This window comes from Vibrio sp. YT-15, assembly GCF_033337445.1.
Lineage (GTDB): Bacteria > Pseudomonadota > Gammaproteobacteria > Enterobacterales > Vibrionaceae > Vibrio > Vibrio alginolyticus.
In genome coordinates this window covers 87,198-100,537 of record NZ_JAWOQR010000011.1, presented here as the reverse complement: position 1 = coordinate 100,537, position 13,340 = coordinate 87,198, and the positions used below count along the sequence as shown (strand labels likewise).

Sequence of the window (13,340 nt, the reverse complement as noted above, 5' to 3'; positions counted from 1 at the left end):
TCACTGCTTCAGTAATATTCGAGTAAAGAATACAAAAATTGCCGACCGTATTTTTAGTCGGCTCTTATAGCTCGGCAAAGACCGAAGCAAACGTGAAAACTACTGGTTAAGGGAAAATATGCACAACGGCGTGATGAAGGCATGGCTCGAGTCTTCACACTTGGCTGGCGCCAATGCAACGTATGTAGAGGACCTCTACGAACTGTATCTAAGTGATCCCGATCTGGTAAGTGAGGAGTGGAAACGTGTTTTTGAAGGCTTGCCTAAGCCATCAGAAGAAGTGGCAGAACAACCACATTCACGTGTCCGTGACTACTTCCGACGACTCGCTAGAGAAACAAAGCATTACAATGTCCAAGTTAGTGACCCAGATGTCGATGCAAAACAAGTAAAAGTTCTACAGCTAATCAACGCATACCGTTTCCGCGGACATGAAGCTGCAGAATTAGACCCACTAGGTCTATGGCAACGCCCAACCGTGGCGGAGTTAGACCCTGCTTTTCATAATCTTACCGAAGATGACTTCGAAGAAACTTTCAACGTAGGTTCTTTTGCTGTTGGGCAAGAAACCATGAAGTTGAAAGATATCTATGAAGCCCTCAACAAAACTTATTGCGGTTCCATCGGTGCTGAATACATGCACATGACTGACACAGAGCAAAAGCGTTGGATTCAGCAACGCCTTGAGTCTGTCGTAGGCCAGCCATCATTCAACAAAGATGAGAAGCGCACATTCCTAGAAGAGCTAACAGCCGCTGAAGGTTTGGAGCGTTACCTCGGGGCGAAATTCCCAGGTGCAAAACGTTTCTCTTTAGAAGGTGGTGATGCGCTGATTCCGATGACGAAAGAGTTGATCCGTCATGCGGGTACAAGTGGAATGCGTGAAGTGGTTATCGGTATGGCTCACCGCGGTCGTTTGAACATGCTGGTGAACGTCCTTGGTAAGAAACCTCAAGACCTGTTTGATGAGTTCGCCGGTAAACACGACGAAACTTGGGGGACGGGTGATGTGAAGTATCACCAAGGTTTCTCTGCTGATTTTGCGACTCCAGGCGGTGATGTTCACTTAGCACTTGCATTTAACCCATCGCACCTAGAAATCGTAAACCCGGTAGTCATGGGCTCAGTTCGAGCACGTCAAGACCGCTTGGGTGATAATCAAGGTAGCAAAGTACTTCCTATCACCATCCACGGTGATTCTGCAATCGCTGGTCAGGGTGTGGTTGCCGAAACGTTCAACATGTCTCTTGCTCGTGGGTTCCAAGTTGGTGGTACGGTACGTATCGTCATCAACAACCAAGTAGGCTTTACGACGTCTAATCCTCGTGACACGCGTTCTACGATGTACTGTACCGATATCGCGAAGATGGTGCAGGCGCCAATTTTCCATGTAAATGCAGATGACCCAGAAGCAGTTGCTTTTGTTACTCGCATTGCATTGGATTACCGTAACGAGTTCAAGCGTGATGTCGTGATCGATCTTGTATGTTACCGTCGCCACGGTCACAATGAGGCGGATGAGCCAAATGCGACTCAGCCTTTGATGTACCAGAAAATCAAAAAGCATCCTACACCACGCAAATTGTATGCAGATGTTCTGATCGATAAAAATGAATCAGATATCGAGACAGCGACTCAGTTAGTCAATGAGTATCGCGATGCATTAGATCGCGGTGAAGTGGTTGTTAAAGAATGGCGTCCAATGGCGTTGCACTCTGTAGACTGGTCCCCTTACTTAGGGCACGAATGGGATATGGAGTGGGATTCAAAATACGACAAGACACGCCTTATTGAGCTAGGCAATCGTCTGTGTCAGTACCCAGAAAGCCATAAACTGCAAAGCCGTGTTAATAAGCTATACAACGATCGTCTAGCAATGATGACCGGTGAAAAAGCTATTGACTGGGGTATGGCTGAAACATTGGCATATGCTACATTGGTTGACGATGGCAAGCGTATTCGTCTTTCTGGTCAGGACTCGGGTCGTGGTACTTTCTTCCACCGTCACTCGGTTCTTCATAACCAAACCGATGCAAGCACTTACATTCCATTAGCGAATATTCATGACAACCAAGGGCCATTCCAAGTCTTTGACTCAGTATTGTCAGAAGAAGCTGTGTTGGCGTTTGAATACGGTTACGCAACAGCCGAACCAGGTGGTTTAACTATCTGGGAAGCACAGTTTGGTGATTTTGCCAACGGTGCACAAGTTGTTATCGACCAGTTTATCTCGTCAGGCGAGCAAAAGTGGGCGCGTTTGTGCGGTCTTACTATGCTTCTACCTCATGGTTATGAAGGTCAAGGTCCTGAGCACTCATCTGCACGTTTAGAGCGTTACCTTCAGCTTTGTGCTGAGCAAAATATGCAGGTTGTGGTTCCTTCAACACCGGCTCAGGTGTACCACATGATTCGTCGTCAGGTTGTACGCCCAATGCGTCGACCTCTCATTGTTATGTCACCGAAATCTTTGCTGCGCCACCCTCTATGTACTTCAACGATTGAAGACTTGGCGGATGGTACATTCCAATCTGCAATTCCAGAAGTAGATGATTTAGAACCAAGCAAAGTGAAACGTGTCGTGTTCTGTGCTGGTAAGGTTTACTTTGACCTACTAGAGCAGCGCCGTAACAACGAGCAAGACGATGTTGCTATCGTGCGTATTGAACAGCTTTACCCATTCCCAATGGAAGAAGTACAAACAGCAATTGCTCAATACACTAACGTTGAAGACTTCGTGTGGTGTCAGGAAGAACCTCAGAACCAAGGTGCTTGGTACTGTAGCCAACATAACTTCCGTGCCGCTATTCCTGCAGGTGCAAATCTTAAATACGCAGGTCGCCCAGCTTCTGCTTCGCCAGCAGTTGGCTACATGTCGGTGCACTTGAAACAACAAAAAGCGTTGGTTGAAGACGCTCTGAACGTGAACTCAAAAACTTCGAATTAAGAACTAGAAGTTAAAGGAAGAAACAGATATGACAATTGAAATTCTGGTTCCAGATTTACCTGAATCAGTTGCTGATGCAACCGTAGCGACATGGCACAAACAACCGGGCGACGCAGTAGAGCGTGACGAGGTTTTGGTTGACATCGAAACAGACAAAGTTGTGCTAGAAGTTCCAGCTCCGGAAGCTGGCGTTTTAGAAGCTATTGTTGAAGCAGAAGGTGCGACAGTACTTTCTAAACAAATCATTGCTAAATTGAAGCCAGGCGCAGTTGCAGGTGAACCAACTGCAGACAAAACAGAAGGTACTGAAGCATCTCCTGATAAGCGTCACAAAGCTGCGCTTAGCGAAGAAAGTAATGACGCACTAAGCCCAGCAGTGCGCCGTTTATTGGCTGAACATGGCTTAGAAGCAAGCCAAGTGAAAGGCACTGGTGTTGGTGGTCGTATTACGCGCGAAGATATTGAAGCGCATCTTGCGAACGCTAAATCTGCGTCAAAAGAAGACTCGCCAGCAGTGGTTGACGTGCCGGCAGCGGCTCGCAGTCAGAAGCGTGTTCCAATGACTCGCCTTCGTAAGACAGTTGCTAACCGTCTGCTAGAAGCGAAGAACAACACGGCAATGCTAACGACGTTTAACGAAGTGAACATGAAACCAATCATGGACCTTCGTAAGCAGTACAAAGATCAGTTCGAAGAGCGTCACGGTATTCGTTTGGGCTTCATGTCTTTCTACGTGAAAGCAGTAACAGAAGCGCTTAAGCGTTACCCAGAAGTAAATGCTTCGATTGATGGCGATGACATTGTTTACCACAACTACTTCGACATTAGCATGGCGGTATCAACGCCACGTGGTCTAGTTACACCTGTCCTAAAAGACTGTGACAAGCTTGGTTTCGCTGATGTTGAAAAAGGCATCAAAGAGCTGGCTATTAAAGGTCGTGATGGCAAGCTAACGGTAGACGAGCTAATGGGCGGTAACTTCACTATCACAAACGGTGGTGTGTTCGGTTCACTAATGTCTACACCAATTATCAACCCACCTCAATCAGCGATTCTTGGTATGCATAAGATCCAAGAGCGTCCGATGGCAGTGGATGGCAAAGTTGAAATCTTGCCGATGATGTACCTAGCGTTATCTTACGATCACCGCCTAATTGATGGTCGTGAATCAGTTGGCTTCCTAGTAACGATTAAAGAGTTACTAGAGGACCCAGCACGTCTCCTATTAGACGTTTAATATCGCTAAAACGTCTAGTTATCGTAGGTAGCTAGACGTTAAAAATTTCAATGGCTAGACTAGCTCAACGTTTGGCCTTCATTTGAATCCTTCAGTATGAGAACTCATGATAAAGGATTGATTTGAGAAGACCCTACAGACGTACAAGCAGCCAAGACTGCAGCGTTATGGAAATAATAAATCCCTTAAGGGAAAAACAAACGGAATATCGAAATGAATTTGCATGAATACCAAGCCAAACAGCTGTTTGCAGAATTCGGTTTGCCTGTGCCAGAAGGCTACGCGTGTGATACACCACAAGAAGCTTTTGAAGCCGCAGGCCGTATCAGTACAGCCAAGAAAGTAGTTAAATGTCAGGTTCACGCTGGTGGCCGTGGTAAAGCGGGTGGCGTAGAGCTACACGATACAAAAGAAGGCGTTAAAGAGTTTGCACAGAAGTGGTTAGGTAAAAACCTAGTGACTTACCAAACTGACGCTAACGGTCAGCCAGTAACAAAAATCCTTGTTGAAGAAGCTTCAAATATTGCGAACGAACTATACCTAGGTGCGGTAGTTGACCGTGCTAGCCGTAAGATCGTTTTCATGGCTTCTACCGAAGGTGGTGTGGAAATTGAAAAAGTTGCGGAAGAAACGCCGGAACTCATCCACAAAGCAGCAATTGACCCACTAGTAGGTCCACAAGCTTACCAAGGTCGTGAGCTAGCGTTCAAACTTGGTCTTGAAGGCGACCAAATCAAACAATTCGTTAAGATCTTTATGGGTCTTGGCACTATGTTCTCTCAGTACGACCTTGCTCTGCTAGAGATCAACCCACTTGTGATTACTGGCGAAGGCAACTTGCTATGTCTTGACGGTAAGATCAACATCGACTCAAACGCACTGTACCGTCAGCCTAAGCTTCGTGAAATGCACGATCCTTCACAAGAAGATGAGCGTGAAGCACACGCAGCTCAGTGGGAGCTGAACTACGTAGCACTAGACGGTAACGTTGGCTGTATGGTTAACGGTGCAGGCCTAGCAATGGGTACGATGGATATCGTAAACCTACACGGCGGCAAACCAGCTAACTTCTTAGATGTAGGTGGCGGCGCGACGAAAGAGCGTGTTGCTGAAGCATTCAAGATCATCCTATCTGATGACAATGTGAAAGCGGTACTTGTTAACATCTTCGGTGGTATTGTACGTTGTGACATGATCGCAGAAGGTATTATCGGTGCGGTTAAAGAGGTAGGCGTAAGCGTACCTGTTGTTGTTCGTCTAGAAGGTACTAACGCAGACCTAGGTCGCGAAGTTCTTGCTAATTCTGATGTTGATATCATTGCTGCTGAGTCGCTAACTGATGCTGCTCAGAAAGTTGTTGCTGCTGCGGAGGCTAAATAATGTCTGTATTAATTAACAAAGACACTAAAGTAATCTGTCAGGGTTTCACTGGTGGTCAAGGTACTTTCCACTCAGAGCAAGCTATCGCATACGGTACGCAAATGGTTGGTGGTGTGTCTCCAGGTAAAGGCGGCCAAACTCACCTAGGTCTTCCTGTATTCAACACAGTTCGTGAAGCAGTAGAAGCGACTGGTGCAACAGCGACAGTCATCTACGTACCAGCACCTTTCTGTAAAGATGCAATCCTAGAAGCGATTGACGCGGGTATCGAGCTAATCGTAACGATTACTGAAGGTATCCCTACTACAGATATGATCGACGTAAAAGTGAAGCTAGAAGAAACTGGCGTTCGCATGATTGGTCCTAACTGTCCGGGCGTTATCACTCCTGATGAGTGTAAGATCGGTATCATGCCTGGTCACATCCACAAGAAAGGCAAAGTAGGTATTGTATCTCGTAGCGGTACTCTAACTTACGAAGCAGTTAAGCAAACCACTGACGAAGGTTTCGGCCAGTCTACTTGTGTTGGTATCGGTGGTGACCCAATCCCGGGTTCAAACTTCATTGATATCCTAAAACTGTTCCAAGAAGACCCTGAGACAGAAGCGATCGTTATGATTGGTGAGATCGGTGGTACTGCAGAAGAAGAAGCAGCAGCATACATTAAAGAAAATGTAACGAAGCCAGTGGTTTCTTACATTGCTGGTGTAACTGCGCCTCCTGGTAAGCGTATGGGCCATGCTGGTGCGATTATCTCTGGTGGTAAAGGTACTGCTGAAGACAAATTCGCTGCACTAGAAGCGGCTGGCGTTAAAACTGTGAAATCTCTAGCAGAGATTGGCCAAGGTCTACGTGAAGTGACGGGTTGGTAATCGACCACACTACTTAATAAGTATTAAAAAGCCTGCGACTTCGCAGGCTTTTCTTTTTCCGTTTCCGTGGGTTTATGTTTGTTGTTAGCAAGGTCTTTCGCGTTTAATGCTCATGCGATTATGCTTTGCTTTTAATCAGCTGGCTCAGCATAAATAAGGATGTTGCGCTGATCACTACGGAAGGGCCGGCCGGTGTATCGAAGTGCCATGATAGGCTAAGCCCCATCAGTACTGCCACTGAGCCAATAATGGATGCGAACAATGCCATTTGCTCTGGTGATGAAGAGACTTTACGTGCTGTTGCTGCTGGGATAATTAGGAGCGAAGTCATGATCAACGCGCCAACGAACTTCATACCTACTGCGATTACTACACCCACCATTAGCATTAACACCAATCTAACTAAGTCTGTATTCACGCCCTCAACAGCGGCAAGTTCTTCACTAACAGTGCTAGAAAGCAGTGGGCGCCAGAAGACGTACAAACACGCGCTTACCGCAACAACACCTGCGTAAATAAACATCAGATCTTGTGGAGAGACGGCAAGTAAGTCCCCAAATAGGTAGCTCATTAAATCGACGCGCACGTTTTCCAAAAAGCTAACCGATACTAAACCGATAGAGAGTGCACTGTGTGCCAAGATACCTAACAACGTGTCTGTAGCCACAAGTTGTTGCTTTTGCAGAGTGACAAGCAAAACGGCCAGAGCTAAACAGCAGACGAGTAGCGCAAGGTAGAGATTTACGTTGAGCAAGAAGCCCAGCGCTAGGCCCATTAACGATGCATGAGCTAGGGTATCTCCGAAGTAAGCCATTTTACGCCAAACGACAAATGACCCAAGTGGACCGGCAATGATCGCGATACCAATACCAGCAAGAATAGAAGGTAGGAGAAACTCAATCATGATGGTGATGTCCGTGTTTATGGTGGGAGCATGATGTCGCATCACCGCTTACTGGCGTTCCGGATAAATCGTGATGATGGTGCTCATGGTCGTGATGATAAAACGCGAGAGACTCTCTCGCAGCATTGCCAAATAGTGCGATGTAAGAAGGGTGCTGAGTAATAGTGGCAGGTGAACCTGAGCAGCAAACATGGTGATGCAGACAAATAACATCGTCCGTTTTCGCCATCACTAAATGTAAGTCATGCGACACCATAAATACGCCACAATCAAAGCGGTGACGAATGCTCTCAATTAAGTCATAGAGATCGATTTGACCTTGGATATCCACACCCTGAGCTGGTTCGTCTAATACCAACAGCTGAGGACGCTGAAGCAGAGCGCGAGCCAGTAACACTCGTTGGTTTTCACCACCGGATAAGCGATGCATATTACTATTAAGTAAATGTTCAGCGCCAACAAGCCTTAATGCATCAATGCACTCCTGCTTACTGTATTTTCCTGCTAAATTTAGAAAGCGGGTTACATTCAATGGAAGGGAGTCATTGAGCTTCAACTTTTGAGGAACGTAACCAATTTTCAGTTTTCTTTGTCGGTTCAACTTGCCGCTAGTTGGCTTTTGAAGACCTAAGATAACTTTGACTAACGTTGATTTTCCCGCTCCATTGGGACCAATTAGGGTAGTTATTTTGCCCTTTTCTAATTCCATACTAATGTTATCGAGAACTCTGCGGCCATCGAACTCGACGCATAACTGCTCAAGATGGACTAAGGAAGACATGAATGAAACTCATTTGCAAATCAATAATGTTATAATGTAACATTATCTCACTTTCCACGCCATATCCCAAGTAAAACTATGAAAAGAGCATTAATTCTTGCTGCCTCAGCCATGTTAACACTGCCAGCACAGGCAGTAACGGTACTGACGAGTATCAAACCTATTCAGTTGTTAGTAACAGAGCTTACTCAAGGAGTAACTTCACCAGACGTGCTATTGCAGTCTAACACATCACCCCATGACTATGCTTTGCGTCCATCGGATGTAAAAAAGGTCGCTTCGGCTGATTTGGTTATCTGGTACGGACATGATCTTGAACCGTTTCTAGAGAAAGTTGTTTCGGATAGATCGAATACTTTGACTATTAGTCAAATTCCAAATCTAGAATTGCGTGAATTTGATAGTGAGCACAACCATGACCATGATGGGCACGATCATGGCTCACATGATCCGCACTTTTGGCTAGGTGTAAGCCAAGCACAACAAGTGGCCAAGGCTGTTGTGAATCAACTTGTATCACTTGATCCGGAAAATGCAGCTCAATATCAAGCGAACCTCAAAAAGTTTGAACTCGAGCTAAAAGACACTGACCAACAGATAAAGCAGAAGCTGGCACCAGTAAAAAACAAAGGTTACTTTGTATTCCATGATGCTTACGGTTATTTCGAAGATCGTTATGAACTAAATCAAATGGGGCATTTTACTGTGAGCCCAGAACGCAAGCCAGGAGCGAAGACCTTAATTCAAATTCGTCAAAAGCTAAGTGGTGGAGATGTGGCTTGTGTATTTTCTGAACCTCAGTTTACCCCGGCTGTCGTTCAGAGCGTAATGAGAGGCAGTGATGTCGCTAAAGGCGAGCTTGACCCGTTAGGGAGTACAATTGAAGCAAAACCTGGCAGTTACTTTACTTTTCTCAACAATATGGCGAATAGTTTTGAGCAATGCTTGAACAAAAAGTCAGATTAAGTGCTGTCGTAATGTAGGAGTAGTCTTTTTAACGTGATCCAGTAGTAAGAATTACAACCTTTGGTAAGGCGAGCCTTTTCTCAGAAAGTAATTGAGATATCATTACCAATAATTATCAGCTCAAAATAACCGTATCAATCCATGTTTTACAAACGATGAACGGTCACTTTCTGAGCACAAATTGATACAAAAGGTTTTCGTCTTGCTACGCCAATTAGCCCTTGCTCTGTTGGGCTTTGTCTTATCCTACCAAGCATTTGCGCTTCATAATGCAAATGCAATCTTTTACCCTTTGCCAACTCAGGCAAAGGGTACTTTTATCGCGGCTAAAAAGTTGTTCTTGGGTGAAAAGGGCGGTTTGTGGATTCATGACGTACACGGGAGAGTCCTGTTTTACGATGGTCAAACTATATTGCCTAAATCAGGTAGCTTCCTACAAACGTCGGCCAAGCAGTTGGCCTATCATAAAGGTGCTTTTTGGACCTTTATTGAAAATGAGGTCTATCGAACTTATCCAAATCAGGAGCGACGTTTAGTCTTTAGTTTAAATCCAGGCTCACAAATAAGAAAAATAGGGTCTTCAAAGAACTATATTTGGGTGAGTGATGGCGCGCATTTCTATACCTACAATATCGACACTAGCGAGTTAAACTCTTTCTCTCTATTGCAGCTCTATCAACATAGTAATAATAGCTACGTTTACATTAATGATGCGGTGCTAGTTGAAACGAAGTGGGCACTAGCAACGACTTCCGGCTTCTATCTTTCTGAAGGTGATAAGTTTGACCATGTCGCTGCCTCAGGTCAAAACTACATTGAGAAAGTCTATTATTCACACACGCGAAGAGAAATTTTGATAGGTACATTGCGTGGCGCTTTAATTTTCAACATTTACCAGCCTGATAAAGAAGTGATTAGAATTGGCGGCTCACATGTTTTGACATTCGCAGAGACAAATCAAGAGTATTGGGTGGGGACAGAGCATGGCCTTTATTTGTACTCATTTTTTTCAGGTGAGGTCACCGAAGTCGCGCCTGCAAGTTTTCTTGAGTTAGAGTTAGATAACACGAAGATTTATTCGTTGTTGAGTGACAATATGGGAGGGATGTGGATTGCGACTAACCAAGGTATTCGTTATTACTCGCTATTTAGTAAAAAATTTGAACGAGTGACCTTTAGTAGTTATGACTCACACACCCTATCAGGACGAATTCGGCAAACTATTGAAGGTCCTGATGGTGCGCTTTGGTTTGCTGATGACCGAAAGATTTATCGTTCAGGAAAGAGTGGGATTAACCAAGTCTTAGAGTTGGAGTCGCAGATCAATGAATTTGCGTTTCAAAACGGCATGCTTTGGCTTGCAACCTCAAAAGGGCTGGAAATATTTGAGCTAAATGGTCTCAACAAGATTACATTTCCTTATTTACAGGTTATGGCCGGACATGCCGTAGAGCATGTGACCGTTGATGGTGATGACCGTCTTTGGGTATCAAGCGGATACCATCTTTACAATGTTGATACTGCTGCACAAAGCGTACGAAACTTTGGAAGTGAGTGGCTAGTAAGTCAGTATTTGCCTGCTAAGGTTACGCGCCTATATGATACTGAAGATGCCCTATTAATAGGCACCGATCATGGCGTATACCAATACAGTAATGACAACATCCAGTTTATCCGTTTTTCAGAAAAGTTTGGTGAATCATTAGACATGACCACGGCGGTTGATGGCAGCCAGTGGTTTGCTTCATCTTATGGTGTGTTTAAAACTGATACACGAAGCGATGAAAAACGTGTTGTTGAAATGAGTGAGCCCAACGCCAGACCTGCTTGCTTGATCAGAGACAGGCAAGGTGTATGGTTAGCTTCCTCTGTCGGTTTAAGCTATTACCACCTTTCGGGTGAGTTAGTGAAACATTACTCATCGTCATCAGGCTTAATGAACAATGAGTTCCTCCCTGGTATTTGTAGCGTTATACAGCAGACAGAAATTGGTGAGCGAGAGCTTGTTCTGGGGTCGAAGTACGGACTCGTAAAAGCAGAAGCATCCAAGCTGCTTGTATCTAATCCCCCAGAGTCTAAGTTTATTGTTAGCCAAGTTGTGCTTGAAAATGAAGTTCTGCAAGTTGGTAGTGCCGATCTGAATGGGCTCACACTGCCATATGGATCTTCGCTGAGTTTTTTATTCGGTGTGATGCCAAAACCAGACAGTCAAAACTTGTACTATCGATTGAACAACGATGACCCATGGCAAACGTTAGAGGGGGGCCAACTGACACTCGAGCACCTTAGTTCCGGTGAATATCACTTGCAGGTCAGTAATGAGTCTCAAGTTGCCGCTGGAGTCGTTGGTTTAGAATCTCACTTTATCGTCCTTTATCCTTGGTATCTATCGCGATTTGCTGTTTTAGGCTTTGTCGTAGCTAGTATTGCGGTCGTTGCAGTACTCGTATTCTGGCGCTCGCGCTACGTTGTACAGGCTAACCGTGATCTAGCAGCTCAAGTGACCCTCAAAACGAATCAGTTAAGACATCAAAGTAGAGTGTTGCTTACGAGCAACCAGCAATTACGTAAACAGATTCAAGTTAGAAACCTACTCGTAGACCATGTAGCTCTATCCATAAAATCAAGCGTCGACTTTATTGTGGCGAAACTACCTATGCCTCTGGACACTGCGACAGAGGATCATTTGGCTAAAACGAATTGGCAGTTAAATGAACTCAAAAGCGTTCCAAGTGATGTAAGTGGTGGGAGTCAGAACTACAACTTGAGTCAGATAACTCAGTCAGTGGTTGATGTATGGCAAGATGACTTTGCAAAAGCGGGTATTTTGGTAGAGCTAGAAGATGAGAGTAAGCAGAGCCGGGTTGCTCTGGAAAGCTTTAATCTTGATGTTATTTTCAATAGCATTTTTGCCAATATCATCAAGCGCTCTTTCCGGGGTCAAACGGTTAGAATTATGCTAGAAAAGGGGCATGATATTGTGTCATTGAGCTTTCTTGATTACGGGACGCAATTACCTAATAAAGTCGCGACTGGGCTTCCATCTAACTTAAATCACTCTGAGTTGAGTATTGACCACCTTGCCCAACTAGTGACAACGAGTGGTGGTTATTTGGCTGTCTTCTCTTCTGATGCTCAAAACAAAGTCGAGATTACATGGCCATCTGCGAAGGAAAGTAGTTATCTGGATGAACCGCAGCAAGAACTCAATCCTGTAACTATTGCAGAAGATCAAGTCACACCAGAGAAAGAGTGGTTGCAAAAAGTCTATCAATTAGTGGCAGAGCATTACCATGATCCTGAATTTGGCACTGCGTCAGCCGCTAAAATGCTGTATATGTCTGAACGCTCTTTGCAGAGACGTTTTAAATCTGCCTCGTCAAGAACGTTAAAAGACTATGTCACAGAGGTTCGTTTAGAAACGGCGTGTGAACAGTTATTGGCGGGTGAGAAAATCAGTGAAGTCGCCTTTAACTGTGGCTTTAATGATCCATCTTACTTTAGCCAAAAGTTTAAGCTACATTTTGGTTTGCCCCCTTCCAAGTTTGCTTTGACTCAAGAAAGCCAAGAAATTAACTAGAAAACCTTCATTATAAGCTCCCTAGTTAATAGTTAAGATGCTGGGGAGCTGCATACAGTGCTCTATTATTGCTGCAGTTGCTAACGCAGTGAGTTTCATTGTTTCTTCATCACATCTAGCCTACAAATCCATTCTCAACACGTAAGCACGATCACGTTCTATCTGTTAGTCGCGATGTTCATAGCAATAAGCATAAATGGCTTCAAGAGAATGATTTACTAATAGTTGCAACAAATAAATGACAGTTGTATTGCTGTATCAAAAGAGCGTTGTTCATTTGGGTGAATGATGGTGTGCGACATTCGTGAAAACGAAAACTGTGTTGAAAAGATGAATAAGGTAAAGAAGTTTTGAAAGAGGTGAAAAAAAATATCGTGGTATAGCCGGGGGGACTATACCACGGGTGTCAAGGACACCTTCGCTTGCTGCCGGAGTGACATGTTGCCATGCCACCTCTGGAATTTATTAGAGAGGTTGCCCTCTCGATGGAGTAACTATACGAGAGGTTACTTATTTTTCTTATAAAAATAACGCCATGTTTATATGAGAAAAGCGACAACGTTTTGTTTTTTAATTAACCCACTGTTTTAATTTGCATTTTTTGTTTTCTATCTTGGTTTGTGACATTTTTGTTTCGTTAGGTGTCATTTTAAATTGTTAATTTTGACGTAAATAA

The 13,340-nt window shown here is 44.4% G+C and carries 8 protein-coding genes; 6 read left to right on the top strand and 2 right to left on the bottom strand.

Annotation, left to right across the window (positions count from 1 at the left end; all coding sequences use genetic code 11):
* Window positions 1-118: 118 nt before the first annotated feature.
* The 4 genes from sucA (at window position 119) to sucD (ending at window position 6,433) form a co-directional block, all read left to right on the top strand.
* Entirely contained in the window at window positions 119-2,944 is a 2,826-nt protein-coding gene (sucA, locus tag R7D93_RS18690) for a 2-oxoglutarate dehydrogenase E1 component (RefSeq protein ID WP_017634810.1), read from the top strand.
* A gap of 28 nt (window positions 2,945-2,972) precedes the next feature.
* Window positions 2,973-4,181, top strand: a complete 1,209-nt coding sequence (gene odhB, locus R7D93_RS18685; protein WP_005382177.1) for a 2-oxoglutarate dehydrogenase complex dihydrolipoyllysine-residue succinyltransferase — start codon at window positions 2,973-2,975, stop codon at window positions 4,179-4,181.
* A 213-nt stretch (window positions 4,182-4,394) separates the two neighbouring features.
* Window positions 4,395-5,561: an ADP-forming succinate--CoA ligase subunit beta gene (gene sucC, locus R7D93_RS18680; protein WP_005382179.1), complete on the top strand. Its 1,167-nt coding sequence runs from the start codon at window positions 4,395-4,397 to the stop codon at window positions 5,559-5,561.
* A complete protein-coding gene (sucD, locus tag R7D93_RS18675) occupies window positions 5,561-6,433 on the top strand; it encodes a succinate--CoA ligase subunit alpha (protein ID WP_005382181.1) in 873 nt (290 codons plus the stop codon). Before sucC ends, sucD begins: the two co-directional genes overlap by 1 nt.
* Window positions 6,434-6,551: 118 nt before the next feature.
* Here sucD and znuB read toward each other — a convergent pair whose 3' ends face one another.
* Window positions 6,552-7,337, bottom strand: coding sequence for a zinc ABC transporter permease subunit ZnuB (gene znuB / locus R7D93_RS18670; RefSeq protein WP_005382183.1), 786 nt, complete (start codon window positions 7,335-7,337; stop codon window positions 6,552-6,554).
* Window positions 7,330-8,118 (bottom strand): zinc ABC transporter ATP-binding protein ZnuC, encoded by a 789-nt coding sequence (gene znuC, locus R7D93_RS18665; protein WP_005382185.1) that lies wholly within the window; start codon window positions 8,116-8,118, stop codon window positions 7,330-7,332. The genes znuB and znuC overlap by 8 nt, the downstream gene beginning before the upstream one ends.
* A 78-nt stretch (window positions 8,119-8,196) precedes the next feature.
* Between znuC and znuA the strand changes: the two genes are divergently transcribed.
* Together znuA and R7D93_RS18655 are read left to right on the top strand one after the other, a co-directional pair.
* Window positions 8,197-9,084, top strand: coding sequence for a zinc ABC transporter substrate-binding protein ZnuA (znuA, locus tag R7D93_RS18660; RefSeq protein WP_033906913.1), 888 nt, complete (start codon window positions 8,197-8,199; stop codon window positions 9,082-9,084).
* A 202-nt stretch (window positions 9,085-9,286) separates the two neighbouring features.
* A complete protein-coding gene (locus tag R7D93_RS18655) occupies window positions 9,287-12,664 on the top strand; it encodes an AraC family transcriptional regulator (RefSeq protein WP_213868291.1) in 3,378 nt (1,125 codons plus the stop codon).
* Window positions 12,665-13,340 lie beyond the last annotated feature (676 nt).